The following is a 15,981-nucleotide window of genomic DNA, read 5'->3' as shown; positions in this document are numbered from 1 at the left end:
ATGCCCCCCCCCCGCGTGGTGCACGCCCGTCTCGGCCCGGGCGGGCGAGGGTGTCGACCCTGCGGTCAGCGGGATCCGAACGGTTCCCCGACACCGAGTTCGCGGGCGATCAGCATGCGCTGGACCTCGGAGGTCCCTTCGCCGATCTCCAGGATCTTGCAGTCGCGCCAGAAACGGGCGACCGCGTACTCGTTCATGAAGCCGTAGCCGCCGTGGATCTGGGTCGCCTCCCGGGCGTTGTCGACCGCGGCCTCGGAGGTGTAAAGCTTCGCGAGCGCGGCCTCGTGCTTGAACGGCTCGCCGTGCACGAGCCGCGCCGCCGCGTGCCGCCACGACAGCCGGGACATGTGGGCGCGCAGCTCCATGTCGGCGATCTTGAACGACACGGCCTGGTTCGCCCCGATGGGTTTGCCGAACGCGTGGCGCTCGCCCGCGTACCGGACCGACTCGTCGACGCAGCCCTGCGCGAGGCCGGTGGCGAGCGCGGCGATGGCGACCCGGCCCTCGTCGAGGATGCCGAGGAACTGCGCGTAGCCCCGGCCGCGTTCGCCGAGCAGGTTGGCGCCGGGAACGCGGCAGTCAGCGAACGACAGTTCGTGGGTGTCCGACGCGTTCCAGCCGACCTTGGAGTAGGCGGGGGCGACGGTGAAGCCGGGCGTGCCCGACGGGACGATGATCGCGGAGATCTCCTTGCCGCCGTCGGGCTTCGTGCCGGTGACGGCCGTGACGGTGACCAGTCCGGTGATGTCGGTGCCGGAGTTGGTGATGAACGACTTGGCGCCGTTGATCACCCACTCCCCCGTCGCCTCGTCGAGGCGCGCGGTCGTCCGGGTGGCGCCCGCGTCGGAGCCGCCGTCGGGCTCGGTGAGGCCGAACGCGCCCAGCATCTCGCCCGCGCACAGCGCCGGGAGCCACCGCCTCTTCTGCTCCTCGGTGCCGAACCTGTGGATGGGCATGGCGCCGAGGGAAACCCCGGCCTCCAGGGTGATCGCCACCGACGAGTCGACGCGGGCGAGCTCCTCCAGCGCGATGCCGAGGGCGAGGTAGTCCCCGCCCATGCCGCCGTACTCCTCGGGGAACGGGAGCCCGAACAGGCCCATCTTCCCCATCTCCCGGATGATCGGGTACGGGAAGGCGTGGCGCTCGTAGTAGTCCGCGATGACGGGGGCGATCACGTCGTTCGCGAACTCGCGTACGGTGGCGCGCAGAAGCTCGTGCTCTTCGCTGAGCCGGTGGTCGAGCATGGCTGCCTGCCTCTACTGCTTTTCGGCCGCGAGTGCGCGGACCGTGCGGGACGGGCACGGGCGGCCCAGCCGGTCGGCCATCCACATGCTGGTGCCGACGAGCTTGTCGAGGTCGACGCCGGTTTCGATGCCGAGGCCGGCCAGCATCCACAGCAGGTCCTCGGTGGCGAGGTTGCCGGTGGCGCTCTTGGCGTACGGGCATCCGCCCAGGCCGCCCGCCGACGCGTCGACGGTGGTGATCCCGCGGCGGAGCGCGGCCAGGGTGTTGGCGAGCGCCTGGCCGTAGGTGTCGTGGAAGTGCACCGCGAGCTTGTCGACGCCGACGCCCGCGGCGGCGAACCGGTCGATGAGCGAGGTGACCTGCCCGGCCGTGGCGACGCCGATGGTGTCGCCGAGGCTGACCTGCCAACACCCCATCTCGATCAGCCGCACGCTCACGTCGACGACCTGCGCGGGGTCGACCGGGCCCTCCCACGGGTCACCGAACGCCATCGAGACGTACGTGCGCACCCGCAGCCCGGCTTCGGTGGCGCGGGCGACGACCGGCGCGAACATCTCCAGCGACGCTTCGAGGCTGCGGTTGAGGTTCTTCTGCGCGAACGTCTCGGTGGCGCTGGCGAACACCGCGACGTGGTCGGCGCCGAGTTCCAGGGCGCGGTCCAGGCCGCGCTCGTTGGGGACGAGCACCGGCAGGTCAACGTCGACGTTCTTGACGACGTCCGCGAACACCTCGGCGGCGTCGGCGAGTTGCGGCACCCACTTGGGCGAGACGAAGCTCGTTGCCTCGACCGTCTTCAGGCCCGCGTCGGCGAGGCGCCGGATGAACTCGGTTTTGACGTCGGCGGATACGACGGCGGACTCGTTCTGGAGACCGTCGCGCGGACCGACTTCGTAGATGGTGACCTCGGTGGGGAGTCCCGGCTCGGGGACGACCATGGGGAGCCCGTTCACGACATGTCCTCGCGTTTGTTGTTCCGGTTCTTTTCGGCGGCCTGTGCCGCCTCGGCGGTCGCTGCTGCACCGCCCGCTTCTTCGGCCTCGTCGGGGTGGACGAGCGCCAGGACCTCGTCGAGTGCCACGCGCGCTCCCACGTCCACGCGCAGATCGCGCAGTGTCCCGTCGAACGGCGCCGTCACCGCGTGCTCCATCTTCATCGCCTCGACGACCACGACCGCCTGGCCCTGCGTCACCCGGTCGCCGGCGGCGGCCTTGACGACGGTGACGGTGCCGGGCATCGGTGCGACGAGCGTCCCGTCGCCGGCGGCGCCCGCGCCCGGACCGGCGTCGACCGGGTCGAAGGGAACGGCCCGCCAGGTGTCGGCGCCGCGCGCGATCCAGCGGCTGCCGTCGTCGGCGACGGCGTGGCGGTACGTCTCGGTCAGGCCGTCGTAGGTCAGCGACACGCTGCCGTCGTCGCTCGCGGCGATGTGCGCGGGGAGCATCTCCGCGCCCTCGTAGGCGACTTCGGTGTGGGTGCCGCGCCCGTGCACGCGCACCTCGACCGGTTCGGCGCCGTCGATGCGGAACCGGTAGGCGGTCGCGGCGTATTCGCCGAGCCGCCAGCCGGACGGCACCGCGAAGGGATCGGTCCACCCGTCCGCGTCCGGCACGGGTTCCCGGTCGGCGTGGGCGAGGAGCGCGGCGGCGATCGCGACGACGGGCGGGGCGGCGTGCTCGGTGAGTTCGGCGAGGTGGGCCTCGACGAGCCCGGTGTCGAGGCGTCCGGCGGCAACGTCCGCGTTGGCCAACAGCCGGTCCAGGAAGGCGATGTTGGTGTGCACGCCGAGCACCGTGGTGGAGGCGAGCGCGGTACGCAGCGTCGCCAGCGCCTCGTCGCGGTCGTGGCCCCACGCGACGACCTTCGCGAGCATCGGGTCGTACGCGCTGCCGACTTCGCCGCCCGCGACGAGCCCGGAGTCGACGCGGACGCGGCCGCTTCCGTCGGGCTCGCGCAGCAGCACGACGCGCCCGCCGCTGGGCAGGAATCCCCGGCCGGGGTCCTCGGCGTACACGCGGGCCTCGACCGCATGCCCGTCGAGGGTGATGTCGCTTTGCGCGAACCCGAGTTCGCGTCCGGCGGCGACCGTGACCTGGCACCACACGAGGTCCAGCCCGGTGATCAGCTCCGTGACGGGGTGCTCGACCTGGAGCCGGGTGTTCATCTCCATGAAGAAGTACTCGTCGGGGCGGTCGGAGGAGACGATGAACTCCACGGTCCCCGCACCGACATAGCCGCACGACCGGGCCGCCTCGACGGCCGCGGCGCCCATCGCGGCGCGGCGCTCCTCGGTGAGCAGCACCGACGGGGCTTCCTCGACGATCTTCTGGTGGCGGCGCTGGAGGCTGCACTCGCGCTCGCCCAGGTGCACGACGTTGCCGTGTCCGTCGGCGAGGACCTGTACTTCGATGTGCCGGGGCCGGTCGATCCAGCGCTCCACGAGCAGCGTGTCGTCGCCGAACGCCCCCGCCGCCTCGCGGCGGGCCGCGGCGATCTCGTCGGCGAGGGTGTCCTCGTCGCGGACGAGGTGCATGCCCTTGCCGCCGCCGCCCGCGGAGGGCTTCAGCAGCACCGGGAAGCCGATCTTGCGTGCCTCGGCGGCGAGTTCGGTGTCGGTCAGGCCCGCGCCGCTGCTGCCGGGCACGACGGGCACGCCGTACGCGGCGACGGTCTGCTTGGCGCGGATCTTGTCGCCCATCAACTCGATGGCCTGCGCGGGCGGTCCGATGAACACCAGGCCGGCGGCGGCGACCGCGCGGGCGAACTTCGCGTTCTCCGCGAGGAATCCGTAGCCGGGGTGCACCGCGTCGGCGCCGGCGCGCACGGCCGCGCGGACGACGGCGTCGATGTCGAGGTAGTCGGGGACGTGCACGGCGGTGTCGGCGTCGCGGACGTGCCGCGCCCCCGCGTCGGCGTCGGTGAACACGACCGCGGAGCGGATGCCGTGGCCGCGCAGGGTCCTGATGACCCGGCAGGCGATCTCGCCGCGGTTGGCGATGAGGACGGTGTCGAACATGGCGGGTCCGGCCCTCACATCCGGAAGAGGCCGAAGCCCGGGTCGGCAAGGGGCGCGTTGGCGCACGCGGTGAGCGCGAGGCCGACGACGGTGCGGGTGTCGAGCGGGTCGATGACCCCGTCGTCCCACAGGCGGGCGCTCGCGTAGTACGCGCTGCCCTGTTCCTCGTACTGGTCGAGAATCGGCTGCCGGAAGGCGGCTTCCTCCTCGGCCGGCCAATCCTCGCCCCGTGCGGCGAGTTGGTCCCGCTTGACGGTGGCGAGGACCGTCGCGGCCTGTTCACCGCCCATGACCGAGACCTTCGCACCCGGCCACATCCACATGAAGCGCGGCGAATAAGCGCGCCCGCACATCGAGTAGTTGCCCGCGCCGTGCGAACCGCCGACGACCACAGTCAATTTCGGCACGCGGGTGGTGGCCACCGCGGTGACCATCTTCGCGCCGTGCTTGGCGATGCCGCCGTTCTCGTAGGCCTTTCCGACCATGAAGCCGGTGATGTTCTGCAAGAACAGGAGCGGGACGGCCCGTTGGTCGCACAACTCGATGAAGTGCGCGCCTTTCAGGGCGGATTCGGCGAACAGAATGCCGTTGTTCGCGACGATGCCGACCGGGTGCCCGTGGATGCGCGCGAAACCGGTGACCAGCGTCGTGCCGTAATCGGCCTTGAACTCGCGGAAACGCGAACCGTCGACGAGGCGGGCGATGACCTCGCGGACGTCGTAGGGGGTGCGGTTGTCGGCCGGGACGGCGCCGTACAACCCGTCCGGGTCGACGGCCGGCTCCTCGACCGGGGCGACGTCCCACGGCCGCGGGGCGCGCGGGCCGAGCCCCGCGACGATGTCGCGGACGATGCGCAGCGCGTGCCCGTCGTCCTCGGCCAGGTGGTCGACGACACCGGACATCTTCGCGTGCACCTCGCCGCCGCCCAGCTCCTCGGCGGTGACGACCTCCCCGGTCGCGGCCTTCACCAGCGGCGGGCCGCCGAGGAAGATCGTGCCCTGCCCCCGGACGATCACGGTCTGGTCGCTCATCGCCGGGACGTACGCGCCGCCCGCCGTGCACGAGCCGAGGACGGCACTGATCTGCGGGATGCCGGCGGCGGACATGCGCGCCTGGTTGTAGAAGATGCGGCCGAAGTGGTCGCGGTCCGGGAAGACTTCGTCCTGCATGGGGAGGAACGCCCCGCCGGAGTCCACGAGATACACGCACGGGAGACGGTTCTCGAACGCGATCTCCTGCGCACGCAGGTGCTTCTTGACGGTCAGCGGGTAGTACGTGCCGCCTTTGACCGTCGCGTCGTTCGCGATCACCAGGACCTCGCGCCCGCGGACGCGGCCGATGCCGGCGACGACGCCCGCGGCGGGCGCGGCACCGCCGTACAGGCCGTCGGCGGCGAGTGGGGCGATCTCCAGGAACGGCGAGCCGGGGTCGAGGAGGGTGTCGACGCGTTCGCGCGGCAGCAGCTTGCCGCGGGCGGTATGCCGGGCGCGGGCCGTCTCGCCGCCGCCCTGCGCGGCCGTGGCCAGTCGGCGCCGCAGCTCGGCGACCGCGCCCATGTGCGCGAGGGTGTTGGCCCGGTACGCCTCGCTGCTCGCGTCCACGCGGGTCCCGAGCCGGGGGCCCAGACCAGCGGCGGACGGGGGCCGCGTCGCCGTGCGTGCTGTGGATCCGGTCACACGTTCGCCCGTTCCATGTTCGCCCGCGTGGCGGCGTGCGGCAGAACCGCTGCCGGGAACCATCGGGATCACCCGCATGCCGCCGCCTCCGCGTGTGTCGCTCGCCTGTCCTTGCATGCAGGTTAGCAATCGTTAACAAAAGTGGATCGACCCCGACGTTAGCGATCGTTCACATCCCTGTCTAGCATGGTGGCCATGTCGGTCGACCAGGTCAGAAGCCCGCGACGCACGCAGATCCTCCACGAGGCCGCGCAGCTCTTCGCGGCGCGCGGCTTCCACGGCGTGAGCGTGGACGAGATCGGCGCCGCGTCGGGCATCACCGGGCCCGGGCTCTACCGCCACTTCCGCGGCAAGGACGCGATGCTCGCCGAGCTGCTGGTCGGCATCAGCGAACAGCTCCTCGACGAGGGCCGCCGGCGTGTCGCCGAACACGACTCGCCCGCCGCCCGGTTGGACGCCCTCGTGCGCGGCCACATCGACTTCGCCCTCAACGAGCGCGCGCTGATCGTGCTGCACGACCGGGACCTGGCCAACCTCCCCGACGAAGACCAGCGCACCGTACGCCGGTTGCAGCGCGCCTACGTGGAGATCTGGGTCGGGGTCGTCGTCGACGCGTACCCCGGCTTCGCCCAGGCCGCGGGCCGGGAGCGGACCGCGTTCCGGGCCCGCGCGACCGCCGACACGGACGGCGACGCCTCCCCGCAGTCCGCCGACGCGCGGGCGCGGGCGGCCGTGCACGCGGTGTTCGGCCTGCTGAACTCGACCCCGCACAGCGCGCCCGGCGGACCACACGCCCCGGGCCCTGACGCGATGGCCGAACTCCTGCGCACCCTCGCCCTCGGCGCCTTCGCCGCGGCCGGAAGGTGACCGCCGCACTCTGAACAATCCCCGTACCCCAATCCGCACCAGATCTTGAGGACGCCCGATGGCCTTGGTCACGCTCGCCCACGACGCCGCGATCGCCACGATCACGCTCGACTCACCGGACAACCGCAACGCGCTCTCGGCGGCGCTGATGGACGAACTCGACGCGCACCTGTCCGCCGTCGCCGGCGACCCCGCCGTACGCGCGGTCGTCCTGACGCACACCGGCCCGACGTTCTGCGCTGGTGCGGACCTGCGGGAAGCCGCCGAGGGCGGCATGGAGCGCGGCACGCACCGGCTGCTGGAGATCCTCCGGAAGATCATCGAACTGCCGGTGCCGGTCCTCGCCCACCTGCGCGGCAACGCCCGCGCCGGCGGCCTCGGCCTGGTCGGCGCGTGCGACCTGGCGGTCGCGCCGGCGTCGACGACCTTCGCCTTCTCCGAGGTACGCCTCGGCCTCGCCCCGGCGATCATCTCCCTGACCACCCTCCCGCGCCTCGACCCGCGCGCGGCCTCGCGCTACTTCCTCACCGGCGAGCAGTTCGACGGCGCCGAGGCCGAGCGCATCGGCCTGCTCACCCTCGCGGGGGACGGCGTCGAAGGCACCGACGCGCACGCCGAGCACCTGATCGCGGGCCTGCGCCTCGGGTCCCGCCAGGGCCTCGTCGCCACCAAGAAACTCCTCGCCGCCGCCCTGGCCGAACGCGTCACCTCCGAGGGGCCGGCCACCGTGAAGCTGTCCGCCGAGCTCTTCGGCTCCGAGGAGGCCGCCGAGGGCATGGCCGCCTTCCGCGAACGCCGCAAGCCGAGCTGGGTCGACTGAGCCGGGGCGCCCCGGCGCGGGATTCCTGCACGGGTGACATTGGTCCGTTTTGGGGGACGAGAAGTGCACACTTCAGTAATGTGGTGTGCATGACAGAGACGACCTACTCGATCGTGGAAGCCCGCGCCCGCCTGGGCGCCATCGCACGCGAGGTCAGCGCCACCCGTGAACCCGTCGCCATCACCGATCATGGGCAGACCATCGCCATACTGGTCAGCCCCGCCGACGCGCTGGAGTTGCAGGAGATGCGGGCGCTGGAGGCTTACCGCGCGCGCCAAGCCCGCGGCGAGGAAGCCGGCGTCCCGCACGCCGAGGCATACCGCCGGGTGTTCGGCGGCGACGAGGCGTGAGGTACGACGTCATCTGGGAACCGCACGCACTGGCGCAGGCGGAGCGGCTGGCCAAGGATGATCCGCAAGGCGTGCGGCAGGTGTTCACCGCCGTCGATCGCCTCGCCGACAACCCGAAACCTCGGGGAGCATTCGGCAGCTCCGGCGTCCTTCGCATCCACGTCGGCGTGTACCGCGTGATGTACGAGATCAACGACCAAAAGATCCGCGTGACCGTCATTCATCTCGGACGTCTGCGCTGACCTGTGCGGAGCGCACCGGGGTCGTCCGCTGGGACGACCCGCACCGCCCCGCGCTCGTCCTGCCCGACCCGGCGGGCGCGTGAGCCCCGCGGAACCCCGCACGCAACGCCGCAGGGGCCCGCCCCGGCGAATGTGCCGGGTGCGGACCCCTGCGGGTGAGTAAGCGGAGGGCTTACTTCGTGCGGATGTTCTCCGCCTGCAGGCCCTTCTGGCCCTGGACCACGTCGAACTCGACCTGCTGGCCCTCGATGAGCTCACGGAAGCCGGTCGACTGGATGGCCGAGAAGTGGGCGAAAACGTCCTCGCCGCCGCCGTCCTGCGCGATGAAGCCGAAGCCCTTTTCCGAGTTGAACCACTTCACAGTGCCGGTAGCCATAATTCTCTCCTTCAGGGGAAAGTGCCGAATCCACACCTCGCGGACCCGGTGTCGCCGTGATGATCTCCCTGAATTCGGGAAACGGCGCAAGCACCGACACCGAAAACATCCACCGAAATCAAAAATGCACCTGTCTGTTACAACTCGACAGGTGCACACAGATTTCGCTGGGAACCACAACTGCAACGCCTACGACGTTAGCACAGCCTTGGTCCGAACCGCGAAATTCGTGGGAAATCCCAGGTGGCGGCGGTCGCGCCCGGGCGTGTCGGCCGCCCGCGGAACACCCGGACGCAACCGCCCCGCGTGGGCGCGCCCTGCCCACACGACCGAGGGAAGTAGGCCGCGCGTACGCCTCGCGTAGGACCCCCGGGCGGCCCCGGTCCGCCGTGCGGACGACCCGGGTGCGGATGCCGGACCAGCCCGCCCGGCAGCGTTCGCGAGGCGGCATGATTGCGGCATGACCACGATGTCCAAAGGCGCGAACATCCCAGCCCCGACCACGTCGCTGCGCGCGGTGGTCTCCTGGCGGACCGCCGGCGCACCGGACGTGGACGTCTCCGCCCTGCTGCTCGCCGACAACGGCAAGGTCCGCGGCGAGGACGACTTCGTCTTCTACAACCAGCCGACGCACCCCTCGGGGGCGGTCACGCACGCCGGCAAGCAGACCTCGCCGGACGGCACCGCGACGGACGCCGTGCGCGTGGACCTGAACCGGGTTCCGTCCGACGTCGTGCGCATCGTGATCGGTGCGTCCGCCGACGGAGGAACGTTTGGCCAGGTGCCGGGCCTGGCGCTCAAGCTTCTCGACGAGGCCGGGCGCGAGCACGCGGTCTTCGACATCACCGACGCGACGACCGAGACCGCGTTCTTGTTCGGGGAGCTGTATCTGCGGGCCGGCGCGTGGAAGTTCCGCGCCGTGGGCCAGGGCTACGCGTCCGGCCTCGCCGGCCTCGCGACCGACTTCGGCATCGCGGTCGACGCCGAGCCGGAGCCGCCCGCCCCGCCCACCCCGATGCAGGCGCCGCCGCCCTCGACGTACACCCCTCCGCCGCTGCCGCCCTCGGCCGTACAGACCGCGCCGAACCCGGCCGTGCGTACGGCGACGCCCCCCGCCCCCACGGCCCCGCCGCCCGCACCCGCGCAGCCGGCCGCGTCGTCGGGCCCGGTGAGCCTGAAGAAGCAAAAGCTCGTCAACATGGAGAAGCGGCTCGGCGAGGAGGGCCACGGCCGGCTGCTCGACCTCACCAAGAAGGCCGCGGTCAGCCTGGAGAAGAAGGGCCTCGGCGAGCACACCGCGCGTGTCGCGCTGTGCCTGGACATCTCCGGGTCGATGAACAGCCTGTTCCAGTCGGGCAAGGTCCAGGCGCTCGTCGAGCGCGTGCTGTCGCTGGGTCTCCGGTTCGACGACAACGGCGAGGTCGACGTCTTCCTGTTCGGCCAGCACGGCCACGAGGCGGGGACGCTGAACATCCGGCAGTACCAGGGCTGGACGAACCAAATGCTCCAGCGGTACCCGCTTGAGGGCGGCACCGACTACGCCGCCGCGATGCGTCTGGTCAGGGAGAACTACTTCAAGACCTCGGGCCCGCGCCACGCACCGCTCGCCGACCGGGTGCCGGTGTACGTCATGTTCATCACCGACGGCATGACCAGCACCGAGCAGCAGACCCGCGAGCAGGTCATCCACTCCAGCTACGAGCCGATCTTCTGGCAGTTCATGGGTATCGGACCATCCCCCAAGGCGGTCGACAAGCAGGACCCGGCGGGCGGCCAGGCCGGTCCGAAGAAGAAGGTCAAGCTCGCGGAGCGGCTGCAGAACAAGCTGATCGAGAAGCTGACCGGCGGCTTCGCGTTCCTGGAGGAGCTCGACAACCTCCAGGGCCGCTACACCGACAACGCCGCGTTCTTCGCGGTCACCGACCCGGCGAACCTCTCCGACGAGGCGCTGTTCGACCTGATGATGGAGGAATACCCCGACTGGCTGAACCGTGCGCGCAGCATGGGGTTGCTGACCGGCTGAGCCGCGCCCGGTTGGGCCGGGAGACGCGGCACGGAATACGGCGCTTCGCGGGTGTGGTTCGCGATGATCGTGTGTGGCCCGGGCACGAACCGAGGCACAGGCACACACGTTTGTCGGTCCGTCCGTTCGAAGGAAGCACACCCGTGAGCACCGTTCCCAGCATCACCCTGAACAACGGCGTGTCGGTCCCGCAGCTCGGCTTCGGGGTGTGGCAGGTGGCGCCGGACGAAACCGAGGCGGCGGTGGGGGCCGCGTTGCAGGCGGGCTACCGCAGCATCGACACCGCGGCGGCGTACGGCAACGAGACCGGCGTCGGTGCGGCCATCGCCGCGTCGGGGATCGCGCGCGAGGAGCTGTTCGTCACCACGAAGCTGTGGAACCACGACCAGGGCTACGCCACCGCGCTGCGCGCGTTCGAGGGCAGCCTGGACCGGCTCGGTCTCGACTACCTCGACATGTACCTGATCCATTGGCCGATGCCCGCCGCCGACCGGTATGTCGACACCTGGCAGGCGTTGGAAAAGCTGTACGCGGACCGGCTGATCCGCGTGATCGGCGTCTCGAATTTCCAGATCCCGCACCTGGAACGGCTGTTTGACAGCAGCGGCGTCGTGCCGGCGGTCAACCAGATCGAGCTGCACCCGTACCTCCAGCAAAGCGAACTCCGGTCCTTCCACCGTGAGTTCGACATTCGTACGGAGGCCTGGAGCCCACTGGCGAAGGGCGGCGCGCTGCTGTCGGACTCGACGGTGACCGAGATCGCCGCGAAGCACGAGCGCACGCCCGCCCAGGTGGTGCTGCGCTGGCACGTCCAACTCGGCAACATCGTCATCCCGAAGTCGGTGACGCCTGCGCGCATCGCGGAGAACATCGCGGTCTTCGACTTCACGCTGGACGACGCGGACCTCGCCGCACTCGCGGGCCTGGACCGGGGGCGGCGCACCGGCCCGGACCCCGACACGTTCAACCTGGGCCACGAAGGCTGACGGGCCCACTCCTCCGGTGCGTGAGGAACTGCGTCGAACCGGGCGCCTGTGGAAGGGCGGGGTGGTATGAACGCGCGACGGGAGCCTGCGGAGGGTGCGGCGGCCTTGGGGGCGTCAGGGTCAGGGGCGGCGTCCCAGGCGCCGGTCTGGATCGCGGTCCGGACGGTCGGAGCCCTGACGCTGCTCCTGGTCGCCTTCTACATACTGCCCGACCATGTGCACGGTGTGTCCGATGTGGTGCGCGTCGGTGCCTTTTCACTGTGTGTCGTGGGGTTTGCCGCGCTGATCCTGATGCTGATTCTGCGCGGGGCTCGCGGCACCGTTCCGGCCCGCGCCGAGGGCCTGTTGCTCACGGTCGTGGCGAGCCTGGTGTTCTTCGCGTCCGTGTACGACCGACTCGCGGGCCAGGGCGACCAGTTCGCAGGCCTGGTCACGCGTACCGACGCGCTGTACTTCACGCTGGTGACCACGGCGACCGTGGGGTACGGCGACATCACCGCGACGGGGCAGGCGGCCCGGATCGCGGTGATGGTGCAGATCGTCTTCAACCTCGTCTTCATCGGCGCGGGGGCGTCGGTCGCCCTGGAGCGCATCAAGCAGCGCCGTCGGGACGTTGCCCCGCCGGAGGACTGACCTGCGCGTGGCAGGGTCCGTCGGCCGCGTCCACGGCGGACCCGGCGTCGGTGTGCTCGCTCGCCCCGCCTGGTGCGTCGGCCGCGCCCGCACCGGTCGGGGCCGCCGTCCCCGAGACGGGTTTGCCGGCCTGGAGGCGGCGCACGATCAGCGGCGCCGCGAGAACCAGCAGTCCACCGGCGGTCGCGGTGACGACGACCGGCGTCGAGAGCCCGCTGCGGACCGACGCGCCCGCTGCCACCTGGAACATGGTCACCGGCACGAGCCCGACCGCGGTCCCGACGGTGAAGTGCAGCGTGCGTATGCCGGTCGCGGCGGAACCGTAGTTGACCACGAAGCCCGGAATGACGGGGACGAGGCGCAGCACCGCGACCGGCAGCACTCCGTGCCGGGTGAGGCGGGCGTCCAGGTCGGCGAGGGACTGTTTGCGGTGCAGCCAGGCACGCACCCGCTCACGGCCGAGGCGGCGCCCGATATGGAGGGCCAGCACGCTGCCGAGCGTTGCGCCGGTGACCGTGATGATGGTCCCGTTGACGGCGCCGAACAACGCACCTGCGGCCGGCGCCAGGACGGTTTTGGGCACGAAGAACGCGACGCCGATGGCGCAGATGACGATGAAGACACCGACGACGACGGGGGTCGGGTAGTCGGTCCAGGCGCCGTGGTGCAGGAAGTCCCGCACGGCGTCCAACATGCGCCCACCCCTTGCTGCGCCGCGGCTTTCCTGATCAAGCGATTGTACGGGCGCCCGCCGACGAGCGCCGGGCGTAGGAAGCGGGTTGCGGGGCCGGAATCGGGGCGCCGCGGGAGGGGGCTTGCGGCGATCCGGGGGTCCGGCCGCGGCGAGAGCTGCGACCGGCTCTGGCGGGGCCGAAGTCGGGGCGCCGCGGAAGGTGGGCCTGCGGTGGTCCGGGGGTCCGGCCGAGCCGGCCGCGGCGGAGAGAGGTGGCGGTCGCCGGTCTGGGCTCACGCACCTGCGGGGTTTGTCCCGGTGGCCTGTTGTTTGACGTACCACGGGCGCAGCAGTACCGGCCGGGTCCACAACAGGTGGCCGCCGCCGGGGGGCGAGACGACGCCGCCGCGCGCCGGGTCGCCCGCGAACCACACATCGACGCCGTCGCAGGGCCGCAGTCTGCGGGCCCGCCGGGCGGTGGCGATCACCGCGAGCACGTGCTGCGCGCCGTCGCGGGCCGGGTCGATGAGTACGAGCACCGGCTGGTTTCCGCCGCCGGGGTACGTTCCGGCGCCGTGGAAGCGGCACGCGCACGCGACCCAGGGATGCCGGACCAGGACCCGGTGCATGCGTGCCGCCTGGAAGTGGGTGACGAGGCCGAACACTCCGGCGCAGCCGGCCGCGAGGATCAGTGCCAGGGTGACGATCGGCGGGAGGCCGGTGTGGCGTTCGAACGACCAGGCTCCGCCGTACAGCACGAGGCCGAGCAGGATGAGCGACCAGGCCCGCAGCCGGTATCGGCGCAGCGCCCGGCGGGTGTCCGAGCGGGCCAAAGCCGACCCCTCGGGCGGCGACGGCACGAGGGACCTCATGGGACGTCAGCCTAATGCGGGGGCAGGCGGCCGACGGCGGTGCCGAGGGGCGCGGGACGCGGGCCGGGCCCGGGGAGGAGACGTGGCCCCGAGTGGCGTGTTTTCTTCCCCGGCTCGGGCACCGCCGGGGCGGGCGCCTCAGGCCGACCGCGGGACTGAGACCGCGTCGTCCGACGCCGGTACGGGCACCGCAACGGGGGACGCCTCAGGCCGACCGCGGGACGAGGGCCGCGTCGGCTGGTGCGGGCAGCGGCGCGAGCGCGGACAGGTTCGTCGCGTGGGTGGGCGCGCTCGGCGCGGGCTCGGGCCCCGGCTTCGTCCCGGGCGCGGCGGCAGGTGCCGGGGTGCGGAAGAGCCGGCCGCTGAGGCAACCGCGCGCGGTGTGTGTGGCGACCACGGCCCACGCGGCCACGAGCAGCACGTACAGCGTGACGGCGATGGAGCCCAGGGCGACCGAGTCGGTCTGCGCGGCAAGCCCGGAGGCGCCCTTGACGCATGTGCCGACCGGGAAGGTGAACGCCCACCAGGTCATCGCGAACGGCAGTCCCTGCCGGTGGGCGCGCCACACGAGCGCCCCGGCCAGGGCGAACCACGCGAGCGCGAAGCCGAGCACCGGCATGCCGTACAACAGTGCGAACGCCTCGCAGGCCCCGGCGTACCGGTCGGGGACCGCGTCGCCGGCCACCGTGCCGAGGGTGTGGGCCGCGCTGACCGACTGGCCGAGCGGACCGAGGACGATGAACAGGGTGGGGGCCATGACCGGGGGGCCGGTGCGAAGCAGCAGAAGACGGGCCCAGATCAGCGGGAGCAGCGCGAGGGTCGCCAGCAGGCTGATGCCGAACATCGCGTAGCAGGCGGCCAGCAGCGCGAGCCGAGCCTGGTGCCCGCCCAGGTGCGGGATGAGGAGCGGGCCGGTGGCCGCCGCGACCATCGGGGGGACGACGGGCAGGAGCCACGTCGGGAACACGTTGTCCAGGCGCAGCCGGTGCCGCGTGATCATCAGGTACGGCACGGCCACCGCGCAGGCGAGTCCGGTGGCGGCGCCGAGGGTCCACAGCACCGCGCCGACGGCGAGTGCGGCGGTTCCGCCGAGGACGTCGGGGCCGAGCCGGATGGTGCCGGCGCCCACGGCGAGCAGTGCCATGGGCGGGGCGCCGTAGAAGGGGACCATCGCCGGGTTCGCGGCGTGGCCGCGCGCGATGTCGCGGTGGCGTGTCCATTGCACGGCGGTGGCGGCGGTCGCGGCGACCAGAAGCGCGGAGGCCAAGAGCCACACCAGCACGGCGACGGCGTGCAGACCGGGAACATGGAGCGGCAGCGTGACCGCGGCGGTGGCGACGATGCCGGTGCCCATGACGACGGCGAACCAGTTGGGACCGACGGCGCGGAAGGCGTCGGCGGGTCGGTCGAGCTCGTGGAGAAGCCTGGTGCGCGGCGTGCCGGTACTCATGGGAATCAGCCTCGCCGCGGGGTCGGCGGCGCCGGTAGTGGGCATGAGGCGATGGGGCCATAACAGCGCTTTATGAGCGGTCTCGTACGCTGGGGGCATGCCGTTGTCCTCGCGGATGCCCGACCTGCGCACGCTGGAGCTGTTGCTCGCGGTCGCGCGGTTGGGGTCGTTGGGGCGGGCGGCGCGGGAGGCCGGGATTTCGCAGCCGGCCGCGAGTGTGCGGATGCGTACCTTGGAGCGCCTGGTGGGTGTTCCGCTGCTCGAACGCACGCCTCGCGGCTCGGTGTTGACCCCGGCCGGGGTGCTGGTGACCGACTGGGCGCGGCCGTTGCTCGATGCCGCCGACCGGTTGGACACGGGGATCACGGCGCTGCGGGCGGACCACGACACGCGTCTTCGTGTGGAGGCGAGTCTCACGGTCGCCGAGTACCTGCTGCCGCGCTGGCTGGTGGCGCTGCGCGGGGCCCGGCCGGGCGTGGCTGTGTCGCTGCGGGTCGGCAACTCCGCGGACGTCGCCGCGCGCGTGCTGGCCGGTGAGGCGGATCTCGGGTTCACGGAGGGCCGCCGCGCGCCCGGCGGACTGGCGTCCGCGGTGGTGGCGCGCGACCGGCTGACCGTCGTGGTGGCGCCGGGCCATCCGTGGTCGCGGCGGCGCGGCCCGGTCCCGGCCGCGGAGCTCGCGGCGACGCCGCTGGTGCAGCGCGAGCCGGGGTCCGGTACGCGCGAGGTGCTGGCCGCAGCGCTGGCCAAGCTCG

General features: G+C 72.0%; 16 protein-coding genes. 8 read left to right on the top strand and 8 right to left on the bottom strand.

Annotated features, from left to right (window positions below; genetic code table 11):
* Positions 1–65 precede the first annotated feature (65 nt).
* Genes ACRX5W_RS16210 through ACRX5W_RS16195 form a run of 4 tightly spaced genes read right to left on the bottom strand, consistent with a single transcriptional unit; the run spans position 66 to position 5,859 of the window.
* Positions 66–1,244, bottom strand: a complete 1,179-nt coding sequence (locus tag ACRX5W_RS16210; protein WP_436788839.1) for an acyl-CoA dehydrogenase family protein — start codon at positions 1,242–1,244, stop codon at positions 66–68.
* A gap of 12 nt (positions 1,245–1,256) precedes the next feature.
* The gene (locus ACRX5W_RS16205; protein WP_436788920.1) at positions 1,257–2,180 is read right to left on the bottom strand and encodes a hydroxymethylglutaryl-CoA lyase; all 924 of its coding nucleotides are present in this window, start codon (positions 2,178–2,180) and stop codon (positions 1,257–1,259) included.
* A gap of 11 nt (positions 2,181–2,191) precedes the next feature.
* A complete protein-coding gene (locus ACRX5W_RS16200) occupies positions 2,192–4,258 on the bottom strand; it encodes an acetyl/propionyl/methylcrotonyl-CoA carboxylase subunit alpha (RefSeq protein ID WP_436788838.1) in 2,067 nt (688 codons plus the stop codon).
* A gap of 14 nt (positions 4,259–4,272) precedes the next feature.
* Positions 4,273–5,859 carry a carboxyl transferase domain-containing protein gene (locus ACRX5W_RS16195; RefSeq protein ID WP_436788837.1) on the bottom strand — a complete coding sequence of 529 codons (1,587 nt, stop codon included), beginning with the start codon at positions 5,857–5,859 and terminating at the stop codon, positions 4,273–4,275.
* Between the two features lie 270 nt (positions 5,860–6,129).
* Here ACRX5W_RS16195 and ACRX5W_RS16190 point away from each other — a divergent pair, with 270 nt between their 5' ends.
* From ACRX5W_RS16190 to ACRX5W_RS16175, 4 genes are all read left to right on the top strand, one after another.
* On the top strand, positions 6,130–6,801 hold the full coding sequence (locus ACRX5W_RS16190; protein ID WP_436788836.1) for a TetR/AcrR family transcriptional regulator: 672 nt from the start codon (positions 6,130–6,132) through the stop codon (positions 6,799–6,801).
* A 58-nt stretch (positions 6,802–6,859) separates the two neighbouring features.
* A complete protein-coding gene (locus ACRX5W_RS16185) occupies positions 6,860–7,621 on the top strand; it encodes an enoyl-CoA hydratase family protein (RefSeq protein WP_436788835.1) in 762 nt (253 codons plus the stop codon).
* Positions 7,622–7,710: 89 nt separating this feature from the next.
* Entirely contained in the window at positions 7,711–7,971 is a 261-nt protein-coding gene (locus ACRX5W_RS16180; protein WP_436788834.1) for a type II toxin-antitoxin system Phd/YefM family antitoxin, read from the top strand.
* A complete protein-coding gene (locus tag ACRX5W_RS16175) occupies positions 7,968–8,213 on the top strand; it encodes a type II toxin-antitoxin system RelE family toxin (protein WP_436788833.1) in 246 nt (81 codons plus the stop codon). The genes ACRX5W_RS16180 and ACRX5W_RS16175 overlap by 4 nt, the downstream gene beginning before the upstream one ends.
* 172 nt (positions 8,214–8,385) lie before the next feature.
* Here ACRX5W_RS16175 and ACRX5W_RS16170 read toward each other — a convergent pair whose 3' ends face one another.
* Entirely contained in the window at positions 8,386–8,589 is a 204-nt protein-coding gene (locus ACRX5W_RS16170) for a cold-shock protein (protein ID WP_436788832.1), read from the bottom strand.
* Between the two features lie 460 nt (positions 8,590–9,049).
* On the opposite strand from ACRX5W_RS16170, the gene ACRX5W_RS16165 reads away from it, so the two are divergent.
* The 3 genes from ACRX5W_RS16165 to ACRX5W_RS16155 all read left to right on the top strand — a co-directional run bounded on the left by ACRX5W_RS16165 (position 9,050) and on the right by ACRX5W_RS16155 (position 12,231).
* On the top strand, positions 9,050–10,612 hold the full coding sequence (locus tag ACRX5W_RS16165) for a VWA domain-containing protein (protein ID WP_436788831.1): 1,563 nt from the start codon (positions 9,050–9,052) through the stop codon (positions 10,610–10,612).
* Between the two features lie 143 nt (positions 10,613–10,755).
* Entirely contained in the window at positions 10,756–11,598 is an 843-nt protein-coding gene (locus ACRX5W_RS16160) for an aldo/keto reductase (RefSeq protein ID WP_436788830.1), read from the top strand.
* Positions 11,599–11,664: 66 nt separating this feature from the next.
* On the top strand, positions 11,665–12,231 hold the full coding sequence (locus ACRX5W_RS16155) for a potassium channel family protein (RefSeq protein ID WP_436788829.1): 567 nt from the start codon (positions 11,665–11,667) through the stop codon (positions 12,229–12,231).
* Here the strand turns inward: ACRX5W_RS16155 and ACRX5W_RS16150 are convergent.
* The 3 genes from ACRX5W_RS16150 to ACRX5W_RS16140 form a co-directional block, all read right to left on the bottom strand.
* The gene (locus tag ACRX5W_RS16150) at positions 12,191–12,925 is read right to left on the bottom strand and encodes a TVP38/TMEM64 family protein (protein ID WP_436788828.1); all 735 of its coding nucleotides are present in this window, start codon (positions 12,923–12,925) and stop codon (positions 12,191–12,193) included. The two genes, ACRX5W_RS16155 and ACRX5W_RS16150, sit on opposite strands and share 41 nt — an antisense overlap.
* A gap of 272 nt (positions 12,926–13,197) precedes the next feature.
* Entirely contained in the window at positions 13,198–13,776 is a 579-nt protein-coding gene (locus ACRX5W_RS16145; RefSeq protein ID WP_436788827.1) for a hypothetical protein, read from the bottom strand.
* A gap of 205 nt (positions 13,777–13,981) precedes the next feature.
* The gene (locus ACRX5W_RS16140; protein WP_436788826.1) at positions 13,982–15,226 is read right to left on the bottom strand and encodes a TDT family transporter; all 1,245 of its coding nucleotides are present in this window, start codon (positions 15,224–15,226) and stop codon (positions 13,982–13,984) included.
* Positions 15,227–15,323: 97 nt separating this feature from the next.
* On the opposite strand from ACRX5W_RS16140, the gene ACRX5W_RS16135 reads away from it, so the two are divergent.
* Positions 15,324–15,981, top strand: a 658-nt coding sequence (locus ACRX5W_RS16135; RefSeq protein WP_436788825.1) for a LysR substrate-binding domain-containing protein, incomplete at its 3' end; no start/stop codon positions are given.

The organism is Yinghuangia sp. YIM S10712 (assembly GCF_051388935.1).
In the GTDB taxonomy this organism is placed as follows: domain Bacteria; phylum Actinomycetota; class Actinomycetes; order Streptomycetales; family Streptomycetaceae; genus Yinghuangia.
Note: the sequence above shows the minus strand (reverse complement) of the source record. Positions and strands in the feature narration are given on the sequence as shown.

Coding starts and splice junctions, on each gene's coding strand:
- ACRX5W_RS16210 (WP_436788839.1), bottom strand. CDS start 1,244: ATGCTCGACCACCGGCTCAGCGAAGAGCACGAGCTTCTGCGCGCCACC.
- ACRX5W_RS16205 (WP_436788920.1), bottom strand. CDS start 2,180: ATGGTCGTCCCCGAGCCGGGACTCCCCACCGAGGTCACCATCTACGAA.
- ACRX5W_RS16200 (WP_436788838.1), bottom strand. CDS start 4,258: ATGTTCGACACCGTCCTCATCGCCAACCGCGGCGAGATCGCCTGCCGG.
- ACRX5W_RS16190 (WP_436788836.1), top strand. CDS start 6,130: ATGTCGGTCGACCAGGTCAGAAGCCCGCGACGCACGCAGATCCTCCAC.
- ACRX5W_RS16185 (WP_436788835.1), top strand. CDS start 6,860: ATGGCCTTGGTCACGCTCGCCCACGACGCCGCGATCGCCACGATCACG.
- ACRX5W_RS16180 (WP_436788834.1), top strand. CDS start 7,711: ATGACAGAGACGACCTACTCGATCGTGGAAGCCCGCGCCCGCCTGGGC.
- ACRX5W_RS16170 (WP_436788832.1), bottom strand. CDS start 8,589: ATGGCTACCGGCACTGTGAAGTGGTTCAACTCGGAAAAGGGCTTCGGC.
- ACRX5W_RS16165 (WP_436788831.1), top strand. CDS start 9,050: ATGACCACGATGTCCAAAGGCGCGAACATCCCAGCCCCGACCACGTCG.
- ACRX5W_RS16155 (WP_436788829.1), top strand. CDS start 11,665: ATGAACGCGCGACGGGAGCCTGCGGAGGGTGCGGCGGCCTTGGGGGCG.
- ACRX5W_RS16150 (WP_436788828.1), bottom strand. CDS start 12,925: ATGTTGGACGCCGTGCGGGACTTCCTGCACCACGGCGCCTGGACCGAC.
- ACRX5W_RS16145 (WP_436788827.1), bottom strand. CDS start 13,776: ATGAGGTCCCTCGTGCCGTCGCCGCCCGAGGGGTCGGCTTTGGCCCGC.
- ACRX5W_RS16140 (WP_436788826.1), bottom strand. CDS start 15,226: ATGAGTACCGGCACGCCGCGCACCAGGCTTCTCCACGAGCTCGACCGA.